Annotated in this window: 16 protein-coding genes; 5 read left to right on the top strand and 11 right to left on the bottom strand. The window is 43.6% G+C overall.

Translation table 11 applies throughout. From position 1 onward, the window contains the following. Nucleotides 1–428 precede the first annotated feature (428 nt). From ACTNC0_RS01130 to rfbD, 4 genes are all read left to right on the top strand, one after another. Entirely contained in the window at nucleotides 429–1,610 is a 1,182-nt protein-coding gene (locus ACTNC0_RS01130; protein WP_441086009.1) for a MerR family transcriptional regulator, read from the top strand. Between the two features lie 219 nt (nucleotides 1,611–1,829). Next, complete coding sequence (gene rfbA / locus ACTNC0_RS01135) at nucleotides 1,830–2,726, top strand: glucose-1-phosphate thymidylyltransferase RfbA (RefSeq protein WP_441086010.1); 897 nt, start codon at nucleotides 1,830–1,832, stop codon at nucleotides 2,724–2,726. Between the two features lie 176 nt (nucleotides 2,727–2,902). After that, nucleotides 2,903–3,931, top strand: a complete 1,029-nt coding sequence (gene rfbB / locus ACTNC0_RS01140; protein ID WP_441086011.1) for a dTDP-glucose 4,6-dehydratase — start codon at nucleotides 2,903–2,905, stop codon at nucleotides 3,929–3,931. Between the two features lie 3 nt (nucleotides 3,932–3,934). Next, entirely contained in the window at nucleotides 3,935–4,876 is a 942-nt protein-coding gene (gene rfbD / locus ACTNC0_RS01145) for a dTDP-4-dehydrorhamnose reductase (protein ID WP_441086012.1), read from the top strand. Nucleotides 4,877–4,936: 60 nt separating this feature from the next. On the opposite strand, the gene ACTNC0_RS01150 is transcribed toward rfbD, so the two are convergent. Together ACTNC0_RS01150 and ACTNC0_RS01155 are read right to left on the bottom strand one after the other, a co-directional pair. Then, the gene (locus ACTNC0_RS01150) at nucleotides 4,937–6,904 is read right to left on the bottom strand and encodes a TRAP transporter permease (protein WP_441086013.1); all 1,968 of its coding nucleotides are present in this window, start codon (nucleotides 6,902–6,904) and stop codon (nucleotides 4,937–4,939) included. A 5-nt stretch (nucleotides 6,905–6,909) separates the two neighbouring features. Further along, nucleotides 6,910–7,911, bottom strand: a complete 1,002-nt coding sequence (locus ACTNC0_RS01155; protein WP_441086014.1) for a TAXI family TRAP transporter solute-binding subunit — start codon at nucleotides 7,909–7,911, stop codon at nucleotides 6,910–6,912. Nucleotides 7,912–8,061: 150 nt separating this feature from the next. Here ACTNC0_RS01155 and ACTNC0_RS01160 point away from each other — a divergent pair, with 150 nt between their 5' ends. Further along, complete coding sequence (locus tag ACTNC0_RS01160; RefSeq protein ID WP_008707544.1) at nucleotides 8,062–8,688, top strand: AAA family ATPase; 627 nt, start codon at nucleotides 8,062–8,064, stop codon at nucleotides 8,686–8,688. A 106-nt stretch (nucleotides 8,689–8,794) separates the two neighbouring features. On the opposite strand, the gene ACTNC0_RS01165 is transcribed toward ACTNC0_RS01160, so the two are convergent. The 9 genes from ACTNC0_RS01165 to era form a co-directional block, all read right to left on the bottom strand. Then, on the bottom strand, nucleotides 8,795–9,565 hold the full coding sequence (locus tag ACTNC0_RS01165) for a LamB/YcsF family protein (protein WP_118575604.1): 771 nt from the start codon (nucleotides 9,563–9,565) through the stop codon (nucleotides 8,795–8,797). A 23-nt stretch (nucleotides 9,566–9,588) separates the two neighbouring features. Then, nucleotides 9,589–10,938 (bottom strand): acetyl-CoA carboxylase biotin carboxylase subunit, encoded by a 1,350-nt coding sequence (gene accC / locus ACTNC0_RS01170; RefSeq protein WP_008707547.1) that lies wholly within the window; start codon nucleotides 10,936–10,938, stop codon nucleotides 9,589–9,591. 18 nt (nucleotides 10,939–10,956) lie between these two features. Next, entirely contained in the window at nucleotides 10,957–11,394 is a 438-nt protein-coding gene (gene accB / locus ACTNC0_RS01175; RefSeq protein WP_022380575.1) for an acetyl-CoA carboxylase biotin carboxyl carrier protein, read from the bottom strand. Nucleotides 11,395–11,435: 41 nt separating this feature from the next. Then, complete coding sequence (locus ACTNC0_RS01180) at nucleotides 11,436–12,443, bottom strand: biotin-dependent carboxyltransferase family protein (protein ID WP_441035445.1); 1,008 nt, start codon at nucleotides 12,441–12,443, stop codon at nucleotides 11,436–11,438. Between the two features lies 1 nt (nucleotide 12,444). Beyond that, nucleotides 12,445–13,170 carry a 5-oxoprolinase subunit PxpB gene (gene pxpB, locus ACTNC0_RS01185; RefSeq protein WP_441086015.1) on the bottom strand — a complete coding sequence of 242 codons (726 nt, stop codon included), beginning with the start codon at nucleotides 13,168–13,170 and terminating at the stop codon, nucleotides 12,445–12,447. Nucleotides 13,171–13,304: 134 nt separating this feature from the next. Continuing rightward, nucleotides 13,305–14,507, bottom strand: coding sequence for an NRAMP family divalent metal transporter (locus ACTNC0_RS01190; protein WP_441086016.1), 1,203 nt, complete (start codon nucleotides 14,505–14,507; stop codon nucleotides 13,305–13,307). 250 nt (nucleotides 14,508–14,757) lie between these two features. Continuing rightward, entirely contained in the window at nucleotides 14,758–16,152 is a 1,395-nt protein-coding gene (locus tag ACTNC0_RS01195) for a glycine--tRNA ligase (RefSeq protein WP_022380971.1), read from the bottom strand. Nucleotides 16,153–16,302: 150 nt separating this feature from the next. Further along, complete coding sequence (recO, locus tag ACTNC0_RS01200) at nucleotides 16,303–17,055, bottom strand: DNA repair protein RecO (RefSeq protein ID WP_441086017.1); 753 nt, start codon at nucleotides 17,053–17,055, stop codon at nucleotides 16,303–16,305. Between the two features lie 72 nt (nucleotides 17,056–17,127). Next, the gene (era, locus tag ACTNC0_RS01205) at nucleotides 17,128–18,036 is read right to left on the bottom strand and encodes a GTPase Era (RefSeq protein WP_441086018.1); all 909 of its coding nucleotides are present in this window, start codon (nucleotides 18,034–18,036) and stop codon (nucleotides 17,128–17,130) included. Nucleotides 18,037–18,049 lie beyond the last annotated feature (13 nt).

The raw sequence follows: 18,049 nt of genomic DNA on the forward strand, positions 1-18,049 counted from the left end.
GAACTGCCATATTGTGATTTGTATAAAAAATCCACAAGTATATCGATATCTTTAACTTGGTTTTTATTTACCATAGCACAATCACCCTGAAAAGACAAGCTTTACTATCTTTCAAAAATATCAATATTTCAACATTTTGTTACTGTTCACTCCGTGCCCAGTAACACGCTACGCGATGCACAGAATTTATGCTAAGCGCATAAATTCGCGCGGTATGTCTCGGGTTTTCTGTGACCTTCGCTCACAAAAAACACCTCGCGGAATACTACCAGTGAACAGTAACAACATTTTCTCCTCTTACCTGCTACTTGTAACCTGTCAGTAAACTATGTTATACTTCTGGCAACAGGCAAAAAATTCAACTAACGTGATCCTTTTCCTGTAATCCAGTTTATTTTTGAACAACACTATTTAAAGAAGGTTATTTCGTGAAAAAAGATGGCTATTACTCCTCCGGAGAATTTGCGCGCATGGCACATGTAACACTACGTACCATTCGCTACTATGATAAACAAAATATTCTAAAACCATCCTATGTGACAGAATCCGGCGCTCGTTTTTACACAGACGAAGATTTCGCAAGACTTTCCCAGATTCTGCTTCTGAAATATCTTGGCTTTTCCCTTGACGATATCCGTGAAATGACTATTGATGATTCTGATTACCATTTCATGGAAAACTCCCTGAATATTCAGCTGAAACTCGTCCGCGACCGCATTGAGCAGATGCAGCTGGTAGAAAAGGCCATTCAGGATACAACCGAAGCAATCCGTTCACAGCATGCGATAGACTGGAATCAGATGCTTGACCTGATTCACCTCACCGGTATAGAAAAAAGCATGAAGAATCAATACCAGAATGCTTCCAATATCTCATCCAGAATCAACCTGCACAGTCTCTACTCCCAAAATAAGCAAGGATGGTTTCCATGGATCTATAAACAATGCCAAATTCATCCAGACATGCGTATTCTTGAGCTCGGATGTGGCGACGGTGCACTTTGGACACAAAACATCCAGTTTCTTCCACAGGATATTTCCATTACCCTCTCTGATCTTTCCTCCGGAATGATCCGTGATGCCAGACGTGCACTCGGGCGAAAAGACAAACGTTTTTCTTTCGAAGTTTTTGACTGCGCAAAAATTCCACATAAAGACTGTAATTATGACCTGGTGATTGCCAATCATGTTCTCTTTTACTGTGAAGACATTCCTGCTGTGTGTAATGAAATCCAGCGTGTGCTTGTTCCCGGTGGGAAACTAATCTGCAGCACTTATGGCAGTCATCATATGCAGGAAGTCAGTCAGCTGGTCCAGGATTTCGATAACAGGATCGTTCTTTCCGCAGACAGACTTTACGAACGTTTCGGCAGAGAAAACGGTGCCGATATCCTTGCACCGTATTTTTCTGATATTTTCTGGGAATCCTATAATGACTCCCTTCTTGTCCCGGATGCAGAGCCACTGATTTCCTACATTCTGTCCTGCCATGGAAATCAGAATCAGTATCTTCTGGACAAATACAAAGATTTCCGGGGATTTGTATCGCGAAAGACAAAGGATGGGTTCTTTATTACCAAGGATGCCGGCATTTTTCTTTGTGAAAAATAACCAAAATTTAACTTTTTTGTAAAAAGTACTTGAAGGTGACCTAAGGTCACCTTTTATAATACAATCACCAGAGTCAGGATGATATCGTAACTCAGACTGACAATCCAGAAACCCGTTAAATTAGTATCGCAGTCGCCTGATATTTTGCTTATCATTTACACAGATAACTGACAGAATATCGCTCCGACCGCATACTGCCAATAACAAAGGAGAATACACATGAAAGGTATTATTTTAGCAGGCGGTTCCGGCACACGCCTTTATCCGCTTACAATGGTAACATCCAAACAGCTTCTGCCAATCTATGATAAACCAATGATCTACTATCCCATGTCTGTACTGATGAACGCAGGAATCCGCGATATCCTGATCATCTCTACTTCGCAGGATACTCCTCGTTTTGAGGAACTTCTTGGTGACGGACATCAGTTCGGTGTCCATCTCACCTATGCAGTACAGCCAAGTCCGGACGGACTTGCTCAGGCATTTATCATCGGCGAAGAATTTATCGGTGATGATACTGTTGCCATGGTTCTCGGCGATAATATCTTCGCAGGACATGGACTGAAGAAAAGACTGAAAGCTGCTGTAAAGAACGCAGAATCCGGCGAGGGTGCAACTGTTTTCGGATACTATGTAGATGATCCGGAGAGATTCGGTATTGTAGAATTTGACCATGAAGGCAAGGCTATCTCAATTGAAGAGAAACCGGAGCACCCGAAGAGCAACTACTGTGTCACAGGTTTATACTTCTATGACAATCGCGTCGTAGAGTATGCAAAAAATCTGAAACCAAGTGCCAGAGGCGAACTTGAGATCACAGATCTGAACCGCATCTATCTGGAAAAGGGCGAATTAAACGTAGAGCTTCTCGGACAGGGATTCACATGGCTGGATACAGGTACACACGAGAGCCTTGTGGAAGCCACCAACTTTGTAAAAACAATGGAAAGCCACCAGCACCGCAAAATCGGTTGCCTGGAAGAGATTGCATATCTCAATGGCTGGATTACAAAGGAAGATGTGCTGAAGGTTTATGAAATACTGAAGAAAAATCAGTATGGTCAGTACTTAAAAGACGTTCTGGACGGTAAATATCTGGATGTATTGCACTAACCGAAGCTTTTAGACCTGTACAAGCGAATTCGCAGTCAAGTGAGTGATATATCAAATTTTCAAACAGTTATTTGATATATCACCCGCCATGCAGCAAGGCGGATAATTTTATCTGCCTGACTCTATAACAGAATCTTACAGATATTCATATTATATATTTTTTAAGGAGAATCACTATGAACATTATCGTAACCGGCGGTGCCGGATTTATCGGAAGCAACTTTATTTTTCACATGTTAAAAAAATACCCGAATTACCGCATCATCTGTCTGGACTGTCTGACCTATGCAGGAAACCTTTCCACTCTTGCACCTGTCATGGACAACCCAAATTTCCGTTTCGTAAAAGAAAGCATCACCGACCGCGAAGCAGTTTACAAACTTTTTGAGGAAGAACACCCTGATATGGTTGTAAACTTCGCTGCAGAGAGTCACGTTGACCGCTCCATCGAAAACCCGGAAGTTTTCCTTACCACAAATATTATCGGTACTGCTGTTCTCATGGATGCATGCCGCAAATACGGTATCAAACGTTATCATCAGGTATCTACTGATGAAGTTTACGGAGATCTTCCATTAGACAGACCTGACCTGTTCTTCACAGAGGAAACTCCGATCCACACAAGCAGCCCTTACAGCTCTTCCAAGGCTTCTGCAGACCTTCTGGTACTGGCTTACCACAGAACCTACGGACTGCCTGTAACCATCAGCCGCTGCTCCAATAACTACGGACCATATCACTTCCCGGAAAAACTGATTCCGTTAATGATCGCCAATGCATTAAATGACAAACCACTTCCGGTATACGGAACAGGCGAAAACGTTCGTGACTGGCTCTATGTAGAAGATCATTGCCGCGCAATCGACCTGATCATCCACAAAGGACGTGTTGGAGAAGTTTACAACGTCGGCGGACACAATGAAATGACAAACATTGATATCGTTAAGATCATCTGTAAAGAGCTTGGCAAACCGGAAAGTCTGATCACATATGTGGCAGACCGTAAAGGTCATGATATGCGCTATGCCATTGATCCGACCAAGATCCACAACGAACTTGGCTGGTTACCGGAAACAAAATTTGCAGACGGTATCAAGAAGACCATCAAATGGTATCTGGATAACAAAGAATGGTGGGAAACGATCATCTCCGGTGAATACCAGAACTACTATGAAAAAATGTACGCAAACCGCGGGGAGGCATAATTTATGAGAATTTTTGTAACAGGTGTAGGCGGTCAGCTTGGACATGATGTTATGAACGAACTTGCGAAACGCGGCTATGAAGGTGTGGGAAGCGACATTGCTCCTTCCTACAGCGGAATCTCTGATGGCACTGCAGTTACCACAATGCCTTATGTTCAGATGGATATCACTGACAAAGCTTCTGTAGAAAAAGTCATTAAAGAAGCAAATGTTGATGCTGTGATCCACTGTGCGGCATGGACAGCTGTAGATGCTGCCGAAGATGAAGAGAATCAGCCGAAGGTCCGTCTGGTAAATGTAACAGGAACTCAGAATATTGCTGATGTGTGCAAAGAGCTTGACATCAAGATGCTTTATCTGTCCACTGATTATGTATTCAATGGTCAGGGAACCACTCCATGGGAGCCTGACTGCAAGGACTATAAACCATTAAATGTCTATGGACAGACAAAGCTGGACGGTGAACTTGCCGTATCCGGCACAGTTGATAAGTTCTTTATCGTCCGTATTGCATGGGTATTCGGCAAAAACGGCAAGAACTTTATCAAAACCATGATCAACCTCGGAAAAACTCATGATACTCTCTCCGTAGTCAATGACCAGATCGGTACACCTACTTATACCTATGACCTGGCAAGACTTCTGGTAGATATGATCGAAACTGAAAAATACGGTTATTATCATGCAACCAATGAGGGCGGATATATCAGCTGGTATGATTTCACAAAAGAAATCTTCCGTCAGGCCGCTGCCATGGGACACCCGGAATATCTCCCGGAAAACATGACAGTCAACTCCGTCACAACTGCAGAGTATGGCGCTTCCAAAGCAGCCAGACCGTTTAACAGCCGCCTGGATAAGAGCAAACTGACAGCCAATGGTTTCACACCACTCCCCACCTGGCAGGATGCACTTGGACGGTATCTGAAAGAACTGGATTTCTAAATAAAAAAATCCGGCAGGACACCCAAATGACAGGTGTTTTGCCGGTTTTTCTATTCTTCTCTATGCAGTTTTCTTCTTCTGCGCTGTCTGCCATACGCAGCATCCCACGATCAGAAGTATTCCCACAACATCAGTCATCAGTGACGGATCGATCAGCATCAGTCCGCCTGCTGCCATTAAGACACGAACCGGTACAGACATTTTCACTGACAGGAAGCCTTCCAGTGAGGAGGACAGTCCAAACACACCGATCAGTGAGGTGATAAAGATCTGAACAACCTTAAGCGATGTGGTATCGATCAGCAGCATTGCCGGATTGAAGCAGAATACATAAGGTACGATAAATACTGCGATAGCCAGCTTGGAGGCTGTAAATGCAGTCTTCATCGGATTGGCCTTCGCTATGGCTGAACCTGCGTAGGCAGCCAGCGCTACCGGCGGTGTGATATCTGCAACAATACCAAAGTAAAATACAAAGAAATGAGCTGCCAGTGTAGGTACTCCCATACGTACCAGGATCGGAGCACAGGTTGCTGCCATGATACAGTAATTGGCAGTGGTAGGTACACCCATACCAAGTACGATACAGCACAGCATAGTCAGAAGCAGTGCAATGATCAGTTTTCCGTTTGCAACACTGATGATTCCGTTGATCAGGTCATTGGCAAGTCCTGTCATGGTGATGGAACCGGAAATGATTCCTGCAACACCGCAGGCTACTGCTACGGAGATAACACCTCTTCCTCCTGCTTCCAGCGCATCAATACATTTGGTAACACTGATTCTGTTTTCTTTGTCAAAAAGACTTACGATAACAGAAAGAACGATTGCATAGCTGGCAGCCTTCTGCATGGTCATATAGTTTCCGGACACCCAGATTACCAGCATGACCAGAGGTAATAACAGATAGATTTTACGGATCAGAAGCTTAAATACCGGAAGGTTTTCCTTCGGAATTCCGGAAAGTCCTAATTTCTTTGCTTCCAGATGTACAGAAATAAAGATTCCTGTAAAGTACAACAATGCCGGCAGAATCGCCCTGACAATAATGTTGGAGTACGGTACACCCACAAAATCTGCCATAAGGAATGCGGCAGCTCCCATGATCGGAGGCATGATCTGTCCACCTGTGGAAGAGGCAGCTTCTACTGCTCCGGCAAATTCCGGTTTGTAGCCTGTGTCCTTCATCATCGGGATTGTAACAGAACCGGTTGTTACTGTGTTACCTACAGAGGAACCGGATACCATTCCACAGAGTGCAGAACTGATAACCGCTACCTTGGCCGGTCCACCTGCATATTTTCCTGCAATGCAGTTAGCCAGCTGAATAAAGAAGTTGGAGATTCCTGTTCTCTCCAGAAACGCACCGAAAATAATAAATACCACAATATATTTAGAGCATACATTTACAGGTGTGGAGAAAATACCCTCTTTTGTGTAGAAAAGATTCCGCACCAGGAATTTCACTCTTCCCAAAAATGCCGGATTGGTAAGCCCTACAGCCAGTGCATAGATCAGGAAAAAACCTGCCACAAACAGGATCGGCAGGCCCACGCATCGTCTGGTAAGCTCGATCAGTGCAGCAATACCGATAATACCGATTACAATCTGATAAGGGGCAAATCTGGTACCCTGATTGATGATCTGATTTGCAGAAAAAGTAAAATACAGAAAAGCACCTGTGCCTGCGATCATAAAAATAATATCGCCAATCGGCATGTAGTTTTCTCTGATATCTCCTTTTTTCGCCGGATAGGTAAGAAATCCGATAAGAATGATCAGCCCCAGAAAAGAAGTCAGTCGGATTTCCTCCAGGAAGGTTGCAAATAAGGTAACATAGATACACCACAGAGAAAAGGCAACCAGCAGGCCGCGTACAGCCAGCTTATATTTGCCGGTCCACACACGAATATTGGATTCGCGGTCGTATTTCTTCATTACTGCATCTACATCTGCTGTGCTCATGTTCTCAGAACCAGCCTGCCCTTCCGGGGATGTGTTTGCTTTTTTTATCTTATTTTCTTTCATCCTGACTATTCCCCTTTCGTATCCACTGTAATTCCATGCTCTGCATAATAACGCGCCGCACCCTTATGGAAAGGAATGGTCATACCGGAAGTAGCGTTTTCCAGAGAAAGCTCCGCTCCCTTGGCATTCTCAGCAGAAATCTCGTCTGCATGGTCAAAAATTGCCGCAGTCATATCATAAACTGTATCCTCATCCAGAGATTCGGACACTACGATCGTCGCCTTGACTGTGATGGTTTCTACAGGCTCATCCTGTCCCGGATAGGTTCCTGCCGGAATCTGGTAGGATGTATAATATGGACAGTCACTCAGGATTGAATCCCTGATCGCGCCGTCAATATTGATCATATAGACACCATTGGTAGTTGCAAGCTCTGTGATAGCTGTTGTAGGTGCACCTGCAACAATAAACGCAGCATCAATTTTTCCATCCTTCAAAGATTCCTTGCTGTCCTCAAAAGACAGATACTGGGGATGGATATCATCCAGGGTAATGCCGCCTGCATTTAAAACATCCAGAGCATTGAAATATACACCGGAGTTTGCCGCACCGATAGATACGCTCTTGCCCTTCAGATCTTCCACTGTCTTAATGTCAGGATCCATGGTAAACAGCTGGACAGTCTCTGCATACAGGCCGCCCAGAGTCCTGAAATCATGGGTTGCACCGTCCTGTTCAAATGCTCTTACGCCGTCCCATGCATAGGCCATTACATCTGACTGGACAAATCCAAGCTGAAAATCTCCGTCCTGTACTGACTGCAGGTTCGCTTTGGAACCACCTGTAGAAACCGCTGTAACCTTTACATTTGTATTATTGGTAATATACTGGGCCAGCACACCACCGTAGGAATAATACGTTCCCGCCGTACCGCCGGTACCGAACGTCAGACGTTCTTTACTTTGTCCGCAGCCGCTCAGAAGGCTGACTGCAAGTGCAAGAGTCAAAACAAAGCCAACAAGCCTGCCAGTTTTTCTCCTGCCTCTGAAAAGCTCTTTGTTTCTCATAAATCCATCTCCTTCAGGTACATAATATTTTGAATTATAACATATTTTTTCAAAAATGATAATCTTTATTGAATAATCTTACAAAAAACGTTACAATAAAGGAAAAACATGGATAACAAAATAAATAACAACCCAATGGAGGTATCTATTATGTCCGAAAGAAAATACCCTGTCATCACAATCAGCCGGGAGTTTGGTGCCGGGGGACACAGTATTGCAAGAGTAGTTTCAGAAAGGCTTGGTATCCCATATTACGATCGGGATTTCGCGAAACAGGCTGCTGCCAGAAGCGGATATTCCCAGGAGGATATTGATCGTGAGGGTGAAAATCTGAGCCGCAGCGCCAGACTTCTGGACAACATTCTGAATAACTCTGCAGGTTATTTCAGTTCCCATGATGCTATTTACCAGGCTCAGAAAGAGCTGATCCTTCAGTTCGCAGCAGAACAGGACTGTATTATTATCGGCCGCTGTTCCAATCTTATCCTGCGAAATGCCGGTATTCCCAGTCTGGATATTTTCCTTCATGCAGATGTAAATCTCCGCACAGAACATATTCAGAAATTAGGCTTGAACGGAAAGGAAGATCCCAGGAAATATCTCACCAAAATGGACAACCTGCGTGAAACCTATTTCAAAACCTATACAAAACATGAGCTTGGCACTTATCACGATTATGACCTGTGTCTGGATACCGGAACCCTTGGATACGATAACTGTATTGAGATTATCACTTCACTTGCAAAACAGCAGGGGTTGAATCTGAAGCATCAGTAGAAGGACCGCTGCAAGCTGTAAAACAGCAATAAGGCTGTGGCAATCAGAAAATCTGTGCCACAGCCTCTTTACTTCAGTCCTTTTAATAGTTGTTTCTAAATTTCTTTTATTTTACAAACTCATCCAGAGAACGGATCTGGATTCCTTCTTTTGCAAAAGCCTCTCTGATTTTTTCCACAAACGCCAGAGCCTTGGCTCCGTCTCCATGAACGCAGACAGAATCTGCCTGAATATCAATATCTTTTCCTGTAATTGCAGTAATCTTTTTCTCTTTGACCATACGGATCACCCTGACAATAGCCTCATTTTCATCAGTGATCACAGCGCCTTCCTTACGTCTGTTTACCAGAGTACCATCTTCTTCATAGGCGCGGTCTGCAAAAACCTCCATAGCTGTACGCAGGCCCATATCCTGAGCAGCCTTTGCCAGCTGTCCGCCGGAAAGAGCAAGTACGATCAGACTGCTGTCAAATTCTTTGATTGCCTCACAGATCGCAGTAGAAAGGGCATAGTCCTCTGCAGCCATATTATATAAGGCTCCATGAGGCTTTACATGCTGCATTTTTACACCGGTTACTCTGCAGAATGCATCCAGTGCACCCAGCTGATAGAGCACATAGGCTTTTGCCTCTGCAGGAGAAACACTCAAGTTTCTTCTTCCGAAGCCCATCAGATCAGGAAAACCCGGATGTGCTCCTATACGGATTCCCGCTTCCTTTGCCATTGCCAGCGTATTTCCCATAACTACCGGATCTGAAGCATGATAACCGCAGGCTACATTTGCAGAGGAAATCAGCGGAATGATCTTATCATCATTACCGATTTTATAATTTCCAAAGCTCTCTCCCAGGTCACTGTTTAAATCTACTGTATACATTCATCTTACCTCTTTTTTATTTATCATCCTTTGATTTTCAGCACATTTTCTATAAATCCCGTATCTGCCTTTCCGTCGCAGAATACCTGATTCTTCATAATCTGATACTGGAAATCAAGGTTTGTCTCCACACCCATGACCACCATCTCATCCAGCGCAGAGCGCATTTTCTGCAGGGCAGCCTCTCTGTCAGGTGCATGAACGATTACCTTCGCGATCATGGAATCATACTCTGACGGAATCTTATAGCCTGTATAAAGGGCAGTATCCACCCGGACTCCGTTGCCTGCCGGAAGATGCATATGCTGTACTACTCCGGGACTTGGCATGAAATTTTTCTCAGGAATCTCTGCGTTGATACGGCATTCAATAGCATGTCCTTTAATCCGGATATCTTCCTGTTTAAAGCTTAACTCCTCTCCCATAGCCACACGAATCTGCTCAATGATCAGATCTGTGCCTGTAACCATCTCTGTTACTCCATGCTCCACCTGGATTCTGGTATTCATTTCCATGAAATAGAAGTTGCCTTTGGGGTCTACGATAAATTCAATAGTTCCTGCATTGGTATAACCTACTGTTTTCGCAGCAAGAACTGCATATTCATTCATTTTCCTGCGAGTTTCTTCATCAATGGCAGGGGAAGGGGATTCCTCAATCAGCTTCTGATGATTTCTCTGTACCGAACAGTCACGTTCTCCCAGTGCCACCACATTTCCATGACTGTCTGCCATAATCTGGATCTCCACATGGCGGGGATTTTCTACAAAACGTTCAATGTACATGGTATCATCCCCAAAAGCATTGGCTGATTCTCTCTGTGCCATATTAAACTGAAATTCAAATTCATCCTCATTGGCAGCCACACGCATTCCCTTGCCACCACCGCCTGAGGAAGCCTTGATCATAACCGGATATCCAATCTCTTCAGCCAGTTTTTTACCTGTTTCTGCATCGTATACAGGTTCCTTTGTTCCCGGTACAACCGGTACACCGGCATCCATCATGGTTTTACGGGCATGGGATTTATTTCCCATCTTATCGATCACATCCGCATCCGGTCCGATAAAGGTAATTCCGTTTTCTTTGCATTTGCGGACAAACTCACTGTTTTCTGAAAGAAAGCCAAAACCGGGATGGATAGCATCTGCTCCCATATTTTCTGCTGCAGCAATGATCCGATCCATGTTCAGGTAGCTGTTTCTGGCAGGACCTTCTCCGATACAGATACGCTGGTCTGCCAGCTGTACATGAAGGCTCTTAGCATCTTCTTTTGAATAAACAGCTACACTTCGGATCCCCAGATTCCTGCAGGCACGTATGATCCGAACTGCAATCTCCCCACGGTTGGCGATCAAAATTTTATTAAACAATATGAAAGCCTCCTTATCCTACAGTCTCTTAACACGGAACAGAGGCTGTCCATATTCTACTTTCTGTTCATTACTTACCAGAACTGCTTCAATCTCACAGTCATAGTCACTCTGGATCTCATTCATAAGCTTCATAGCTTCCAGAATACACACTGTCTGTCCTGCTTTTACCTGATCTCCCACCTTTACAAAAGCAGGTACATCCGGAGCAGCTGCAGAATAGAAGGTTCCTACGATAGGAGAAGTGATAAACAGACTTTCCTCCTCTTCTTCCTCTGCTTTTTCCACAATTGTATTCACAGGTGCAGATGCAGCCACAGGAACTCCCGCTGCAACTACAGGAGGATGATCCAGCTTGCTCATTGTAATCTTTACATCCTTGTCCTTATATGTGAATTCATTAAGGGATGAATCCTCAATAATCTTTACCAGTCCTTCAATCTTCTCTAAATCCATCGAACATTATCCTTTCTGTCTATTTTATATTATTTTTACGGTTATTCTTCAAACAGCTTGCGCAGTCTCTTTGCCACCAGACGGCAATCCAGAACCTCTTTACATGGCTGATGAATGATCTTTCTCAATCCGTCAAGTTCTTTCATTTCCTCAACATAAAGAGCCTGAGCCTCCTGTACGGTAATTGCTTTGAAATGTATCTTATCATCTGTTTTTCTCTGTACCAGCTTGGGAATATCCACAGATGCCACTGTGGCAATTTTCCCATAACCGCCCGTTGTCTGACGGTCAGCCAGCAGAATGATAGGTTTACCATGGGAAGGTACCTGTATAGCCCCAAATGCGATTCCGTCGGAAATAATATCCGAAGTCTCCTTAGGAGCAATAAACGGTCCCTCCAGCCTGCAGCCCATACGGTCAAATTCATTTGTCACTGTATACTCACTGCCCAGGAAAGTCTGGATGCCCTGTTTGCTGAACATACCATCCTGCGGTCCCATTACTACCCGCAGTGTTGCTTCTGTCTGATCAAACTCATCCATATCAAGCTTTCGGGAAAGGAAAAACGGCAGATAACGTCTCTTAATACGAAATCCGATATAATCGTCCGCTTCCAGTTTTCTTCCCTTAAATCCGCCCAGACCACTCTTTAAATTGGTGCATCGGCTTCCCATCACTACCGGAATATCCAGATAACTGGAAAAAGCAATATAACCTCTGCTTCCCGTTCTGGCGCTTCCAAATTTCAGTACATCTCCCTTATTTATATACAGGGCTGTATACATGGGAGCCGGCTCTCCATTAATGGTTGGCTGGAAATCTCCGCCTGTGATTGCAATGATAGTAGCTGATGTAAATTCAAGGGTTGGGCCTATCAGCGTTATCTCCAATACTGCCTCATTCTCCGGATTATCCAGAAGAAGATTGGCTATTTTGAATGAACGGACATCCATGACTCCTGCTACACTGAATCCCTGACTCTGATATCCATAACGTCCCAGATCCTGAACCGTTGTCATCATTCCGCCTTTTAATATACGAATTCCCATTTTATGCCTCCTCATGAACGGTGCACTGGTATTCGCCACGTTCTACTAATTCTCTGATCCGTTTGTACTCCTCTTCATCGATCGGTACAAAACGGATATAATCTCCTGCCTCTACCAGAATCGGGATGTTGCGGTCCGGATCATAGGTTTTTACAGGTGTCATTCCCATCAGCTGCCATCCTCCCGGAGAATCCAGGGGATAAATCCCGGTCTGAGAACCGCCTATTCCTACACTTCCTGCATTGATCTTAATTCTCGGATTTGCAAGGCGTGGTGTGTGGATTCTCTCATCCAGTCCGCCCAGATAACAAAAGCCCGGAAGAAAACCAAGCATATAGATCAGGTAATCTCTGGAAGAATGAATCTTTATCACTTCTTCTACGGAAAGTCCGGCATGTTCTGCAATATTCTCAATATCCGGTCCGTACTTTCCTCCATAACATACAGGGATCTCATAAATCTTTTTGCGTTCTTTTCCTGCTGCAACTTCCATCTTTAACAGAATTTCCAGTCTTTTTTTCAGGTCATCGTAGGAAATCACACGCGGGTCATAATTAACCAATAGAGAACAGAACGCAGGGATCATATCTACAACTCCCTCTATATGCTGTTCTCTCATAAGCTGTACAGTGGCAGTGATCTTCCGGTTGATCTCCGGACTGATCTCTTTGCCAAATTCAACCAGAACAGAAGAATCACCTTCTGTTAAAATTCTAATGTCCGGCATAATCTGCTCCTCTTTTCTTAATCTTTTTTTGCCATGTGTTTTTATAGCTGTTAATGAACCAAAAAGGTGTAACCTGGACGATCACACCTTTTTGATATACTCTCCAGTCAGAAAACCGGATACATTTTCCTCAATTATAACAATGTACCGATCTTAGATACAAATGTAGTCACACCGAGGTATGCTGTAAGAATTACCACGATCACTCCAAGAATGGTAAGCACTACCGGGTGATGATAATTCTCTCCCATAATGGATTTCTTATGTGCAGCAATCAGGCAGATCGCCAGTGTGATCGGAAGGATCAGACCATTCACAGCACCTGCAAGCACAAGAAGCACTGCCGGATTGCCAAGAATAAACATGATTGCTGTGGAAATAACGATAAATCCGATGATCACTTTATTTTCATTTTCTTCAATAGACTTACTGAAAGTCTTAAGGAAGGAAACAGAAGTATAAGCCGCACCAATGATGGATGTGATGGCTGCGCACAGAAGAACCAGACCTGCAAACCGGTATCCGATTTCACCAGCCCCCTGCTTAAAGGCATCTGCTGCAGGATTTGCAGCATCCAGTGTTACACCCTTGACAACAACACCCAGAACAGCCAGGAACAGGAAAATACGTACAATAGTGGCAATGATCATACCCATAACAGAACTCTTATTGATCTCTTTCAGGTTCTTCTCGCCTGTAATTCCTGCATCGATCAGACGGTGTGCACCTGAGAAAGTGATATATCCTCCAACAGTGCCTCCCAGAAGTGTAAGGATTGCAGGAATCAGATTTGTGGCACCGGCTTCTGGTACAAATGTATTCTTCAATGCACTTCCTACCGGTGGTTTTACCACAATGATCACAACAAAGATTACGATAATCATAATGGCACCCAGTATCTTGGTAATAGTATCCATGGCACTTTTGGCATTTTTCAGCACAAACACCAGGATTGCCAAAAGACCTGCCAGTATGTAACCAACTTTGGTAGGTATTCCAAGCAATGTGTTAAAACCAAGTGCTCCGCCACCTACGTTTCCGATATTAAATACCAGACCACCGAATACAATCAGTATAGATACCAGATATCCCAGTCCAGGAAGTACCTTATTGGAAACATCCTGTCCACGAAGTCCGGTCACACAAAGCACACGCCAGATATTCAGCTGTGCAATGGCTGCAAGGATTACGGAAACCAGGATAACAAATCCAAAACTTTCCTGATACTGTCCGGTAAAGGTTGCTGTCTGTGTCAGGAATCCTGGTCCGATTGCAGATGTGGCCATCAGAAACGCTGCGCCAAGTAAGGCTCCGCCACTCTTTTTCTTTTCGCTCATTTTTATTGCCTCCTTTTCATGTTATTATCGCACATTATACTAAAAAATGAATATTTACACAAGTAAAAATTATTTTGATAACTTTTGATGTCGAATTTTTATAATCTGTATTTTGTAATAAAAAACAGCAAAAGAGTACCCGGATTCCCATCCGATACAGCTCCTTTGCTGTTTTTTCAGTCAGGCGGATATAATCATCCTCTTTGTTGTTTGCTCATATAACCGAATAACTGCTTTGCAGTTTATTCAGTTAAAATGTAAATTTATCCGCAAAATATGCATCCAGTTCATCAATCTTCACACGAACCTGCTCCATAGTATCACGGTCGCGAATTGTAACTGCTCCGTCGTTTTCGGACTCAAAATCATAAGTTACACAGAACGGAGTACCGATCTCATCCTGTCTTCTGTAACGTTTACCAATGTTTCCACGATCATCATATTCACAGTTATATTTCTTGCTTAACTGCTGATAGATCTTCTCTGCGCCCTCATTAAGCTTCTTGGAAAGAGGAAGCACACCGATTTTAACAGGTGCAAGTGCCGGATGGAAATGAAGAACTGTACGAACATCATTCTTCTCTGCATCCAGAACTTCTTCGTCATATGCGCTGCACAGGAATGCAAGTACCACACGGTCAGCTCCAAGTGACGGCTCGATTACATATGGAATGTATTTCTGTTTCTTCTCATCGTCAAAGTATGTCAGATCCTGTCCTGATACGTTCTGATGCTGTGTCAGGTCATAGTCTGTTCTGTCAGCGATTCCCCAAAGCTCGCCCCATCCGAATGGGAACAGGAACTCTACGTCAGTAGTAGCTTTGCTGTAGAAGCTTAACTCTTCTGCATCATGGTCACGATAACGAACTTCTTCATCCTTCAATCCAAGAGAATGTAACCAGTTCAGGCAGAAGTTCTTCCAGTATGCAAACCACTCAAGGTCTGTATCCGGCTCACAGAAGAATTCAAGTTCCATCTGCTCGAACTCACGTGTACGGAATGTGAAGTTACCCGGTGTGATCTCGTTACGGAAAGATTTACCGATCTGACCGATACCAAACGGAATCTTCTTACGGGATGTTCTCTGAACATTCTTAAAGTTTACGAAAATACCCTGAGCTGTCTCAGGTCTTAAATATACAGTATTCTTGGCATCCTCTGTAACACCCTGGAATGTTTTGAACATCAGGTTGAACTGACGGATATCTGTAAAGTTATGTTTGCCGCATGTAGGGCATGGTACATTGTGATCTTTAATGAAGTTCATCATTTCTTCCTGAGACCATCCATCTACAGAGCTCTCCAGTTCAATTCCGTTCTCCTGGCTGAAATCCTCAATGATCTTGTCTGCGCGGAAACGCTCATGACATTCCTTACAGTCCATCAGCGGATCAGAGAAGCTTCCCAGATGTCCGGATGCTACCCATGTCTGCGGATTCATCAGAATCGCACAGTCAACACCTACGTTGTATGGGGATTCCTGAATAAATTTCTGCCACCATGCACGTTTTACATTATTCTTTAATTCCACACCAAGATTACCATAATCCCATGTGTTTGCAAGACCTCCGTAAATCTCAGAGCCCGGGTAAACAAATCCTCTTGCTTTTGCCAGAGCTATGATTTTGTCCATTGTTTTTTCCATCACAATTCTCCTCGTTCTTTTTTAGGATAATTTATCTCTTTTTGAGATAATTAATTACTGTCTGCTTTGATATCTTTCTGATTTTTCAACGGAATAAACAGCTACAGCTAACGCTATTATAACTGCATCTGTTCTCTTTTTCAAGGTATCTCAGCTCATTATTTCCAGAATTTCCAGACTTTTGAACCGTTTTTCGGTGTTTGAGGCAACATACGTATGAATATGTCGTTCCAGTTCACAGAGTACTTCCTCTGTCACAGTAAATGTATAAAGTTTGCCAAGAGATGTGGTCACTATGTATTGCATAGCATATAAGGCAGGTGCCGATATCCTCTTTGCATCATTTACCTGTCCCAGACAATGTTTGTCCAGAATCCCATGATTATGCTGGGAAAAGAATAGCTCCTCTCCCTCCACCGGCTGTCTTTCACAGCATACACAATGAAACAGCGATGGACACAATCCCTGCGCGGTCATCATGCGAAGTTCAAAGATACAACGCACCAGCCGGTCTTCAATATGTGGATTCAAGAGAGCCTTTACTGTCACATACAGAAGATTCATGGATTCTTTCTCGTCCGTACCCTCCTGGCCGAAATAATCCGCAAGCTCCAGAAAATAATATCCGTAATAGATTCCCGGCTGTTCTCCTGCCAGTTCTACGAAGTGATGAGTTATGGATACCTGATTCAGATTATAACTGGAACGACCTTCATAAAGGGTAAATGTTCCAAATACAAAAGGATTTGCAGCTGCCAGAAACTGACTGTTCGGACGGCGTGCTCCCTTTGCAAATGCAGATATCTTTCCTCTCTCTCTTGTGAGAAGAACGATCCTCTTATCATATTCTCCTACCGGCATGGCAGAGAGCACTACTCCCTGCACTGTTATCAAATCACTCATTCACTCTGTTCCTTAAATACTTTTTATTACTTTTAATACCTTTGGTACACCGGATAACTCTATGATACTCTATCAGATTTCTTTCTTATCGTAACCAAAATTCTTAATCAAAAAATCACTGTCTCTCCAGTCTTTCTTTACTTTTACCCAAAGTTTCAGGTTTACTTTTGATTCCAGCATACGTTCAATCTCGTATCTTGCGTTGCTACCGATTTTCTTTAACATAGCTCCCTGTTTGCCAATGATAATTCCCTTATGAGACTCTCTCTCACAGATAATGGTCGCATCAATATCCACGATTGGTTTCTTGCCCGGACGTGTTTTCATCTGATCGATAGCAACTGCAATTCCATGAGGAATCTCTGCATCCAGTGCATGGAGAGCTTTCTCGCGGATTACCTCAGCCACAATCTGGCGCTGTGGCTGATCTGTAACTGTATCCTCATCATAAAACATCGGTCCATATGGAAGATATTTCAGAATGCATCCAATGATATCCTCTGTGTTCTGTCCTCGCAGTGCAGAGCATGGAATGATTTCCGCAAAATCACATACCTTACGGTAAGTATCGATTGCCGGAAGAATCTCCTCTTTTGAAACGGTATCGATCTTATTAATGATCAGAATCACCGGCACTCCGATATTCTGAAGCTGTTCTGCAATATGGCGTTCTCCCGCACCGATAAATGTACTCGGCTCTACCAGCCACATAATGGCATCCACTTCTTTTAAAGTTCTCTCTGCCACCTGCACCATATATTCACCCAGCTTATTCTTCGCCTTGTGGATACCCGGTGTATCAAGGAATACGATCTGTCCCTCTTCACAGGTATACACTGTCTGGATACGGTTTCTGGTTGTCTGTGGTTTCTTAGATGTGATAGCAATCTTCTGACCGATCAGATGATTCATCAGAGTAGATTTACCAACGTTTGGTCTTCCGATGATTGCTACAAATCCTGATTTAAAATTTTCGCTCATTCTATCCTTTTCC

Source organism: Blautia sp. HCP3S3_B11 (genome assembly GCF_052064435.1).
In the GTDB taxonomy this organism is placed as follows: Bacteria; Bacillota; Clostridia; order Lachnospirales; family Lachnospiraceae; genus Blautia_A.